At 59.5% G+C, this 2473-nt stretch carries 2 protein-coding genes; both read right to left on the reverse strand.

Features of this window, described 5'->3' with window-relative positions:
- Positions 1-50: 50 nt before the first annotated feature.
- A complete protein-coding gene (gene istB / locus AAIH70_RS30915; RefSeq protein ID WP_148148570.1) occupies positions 51-944 on the reverse strand; it encodes an IS21-like element ISRel5 family helper ATPase IstB in 894 nt (297 codons plus the stop codon).
- Positions 941-2446, reverse strand: coding sequence for an IS21 family transposase (gene istA, locus AAIH70_RS30920; RefSeq protein WP_430038167.1), 1506 nt, complete (start codon positions 2444-2446; stop codon positions 941-943). The genes istB and istA overlap by 4 nt, the downstream gene beginning before the upstream one ends.
- Positions 2447-2473: the final 27 nt, after the last annotated feature.

Genomic DNA, 2473 nt, shown 5'->3' on the forward strand with positions numbered 1-2473 from the left:
TATTGCGCGGCAATCAGGATGAGACGCGGGCGACAATCTGGATGAGATTCTTAGGTCGCGGTCGGGATCAAGTTATCACGCTGATTGCCGCTGACAAGTTCTTCGTCATTTTCTGATTGCCGCTCCGCGACAGGCAAGGCTGAGGTCCTGATTGTCGCGAAAGAGGCTGGTCGGCCCCGTTGGCGCTTTTCCTCGAGCGCTGTTCTGCGGCGATAGCTTTCGACGTTCATCTCGAAGATCGTGGCATGGTGCACAAGCCGGTCAACTGCTGCGAGTGTCATGGCAGGATCGGGAAAGACCCGGTTCCACTCCCCAAACGGCTGGTTGGCGGTGATCAAGATAGACCTGTGCTCGTATCGTGCCGAGATCAGCTCGAAGAGCACGCTTGTTTCCGCCTGATCTTTGGTGACGTAGGCGAGATCATCGAGGATGAGCAAGTCGTACTTGTTGAGTTTGTCGATAGCAGACTCAAGCTGCAGTTCCCGACGAGCGACCTGCAGCTTCTGGACGAGATCGGTGGTCCGGGTGTAGAGGACCCGCCATCCGTTCTCGATCAGCGCAAGGCCGATAGCAGCAGCGAGATGGCTCTTTCCTCCGCCGGGCGGACCGAACATGAGGATGTTAGCTCCCTTGGCGAGCCAACTATCGCCGGCGGTAATTGCCATGACCTGCGCCTTCGAGATCATGGGTACGGCGTCAAAGGCGAAGCTGTCCAAGGTCTTTCCGGGCGGCAGGTGCGCTTCGGCGAGATGCCGTTCTATCCTGCGATTGGCACGCTCTGCCAGCTCGTGCTCGGCAATAGCCGACAGGAAGCGAGCTGCTGGCCATCCTTCCCGGTCTGCCTGTTCGGCAAATTGCGGCCACAGCATTTTGATGGTCGGTAGCCGAAGTTCGTTGAGCATGATGCCGAGCCGTGCTTCGTCGATCACGTGGGTGTTGATCATGCGGCTTCTCCCGTCCCGATCAGGGCCTCATAACCGTTGAGCGATGCGAGCTGCACATGGACTGTCGGCAGCTTGGCTGGATCCGGGCCGAAGAGTGTTCGCATGGCGACCAGGTCCGGTAAATCGCCGGCGTCCAGGGTCCTGGCCAATTCTTCGGCAAGTTCGCGCTCGCAACCGCGGTCATGAGCCAATGCCAGAAGCTCAACGGTGATCTTGCAAGCCTGTTTGTCGGGAAGATGCTCGATGAGGGCTTCGAAGGCCTTGCGGTATTCCTGACGCGGGAAGAGCTTGTCGCGATATACGAGGCCGCGGAGCGCCATCGGCTTTTTGCGCAGGGAATGGATGACGTGGTGGTAGTTGACGACCTGATCGTGCCGCCCGTCGGGGTGGCCGCGTCCGCGGCGCAACGTCATCAGATGCGTACCGCCGACGAAGACATCCAGCCGATCGTCGAACAGGCGAACTCGTAACCTGTGGCCGATCAGGCGGGATGGCACGGTGTAGAAGACCTTGCGCAAGGTGAAGCCGCCGGTCCGGGACACCGTGACGACAATCTCTTCGAAGTCCGTGGTCCGGCGCTCGGGCAGCGCCTGCAGATGGGATCGTTCTGCATCAATGCGCTTGCCATGGGCAGCATTGCGACGGCTGACGATCTCATCGACAAAGGCGCGATAAGAGCCGAGGTCGTCGAATTCCTTGGTCCCCCGCATCAGCAGGGCATCATGAACAGCGCTCTTGAGATGGCCATGAGAGCTTTCGATCGAGCCGTTCTCATGTGCGACGCCTTTGTTGTTGCGCGTCGGCGTCATTCGATAATGGGAGCAAAGCTGGTCGTATCGGTGGGTGAGATCGACCTTGGCATCGGCGTCAAGGTTGCGGAATGCCGCCGACAGACTGTCACTCCTATGATAAAGCGGCGTGCCGCCCACGGACCACAGGGCATTTTGAAGCCCTTCGGCCAGCGCGACAAAGCTCTCGCCGCCGAGAATGACGTGGGCATGTTCGAAGCCGGACCAGACAAGCCGGAAGTGATAAAACAGGTGATCAAGCGGCCGGCCGGCAATTGTCACGCCAAGGCCGCTAGCGTCGGTAAAATCCGACAGGCCCAATCGGCCCGGCTCATGCGTTTGGCGGAAGATGACCTCCTGCGCTTCGCCATTGACAGCACGCCAAGACCGGATGCGTCGTTCAAGCGTACGGCGGATACCTTCAGACAGTTCTGGATGTCGGCGCAGCATCTCGTTGTAGACGGCGACGGCACGGATGCCGGGAGCAGCCTTCAGCAGCGGGACGACTTCAGTCTCGAATATCAGCTCCAAGGGGTCAGGGCGGCGGCGTCCTCGCGGCACTTTGCCCTGCGATGGCAATTGCACCTCCTTGTCGAGGCGGTATGCAGTGGCTCGGCTGATCGACGCTTTTGACGCGGCGACCTCTACGGAATGCGCTTGTCGGTACTTCATGAAGAGTCTCATCTGATGATCGGTTACATGGCGACCCGGCACAAACTGGTTCTCCAATCCAGAAAACCG

Origin of the sequence: Neorhizobium sp. BT27B (assembly GCF_050455485.1) — a bacterium.
Classification (GTDB): Bacteria; Pseudomonadota; Alphaproteobacteria; order Rhizobiales; family Rhizobiaceae; genus Neorhizobium.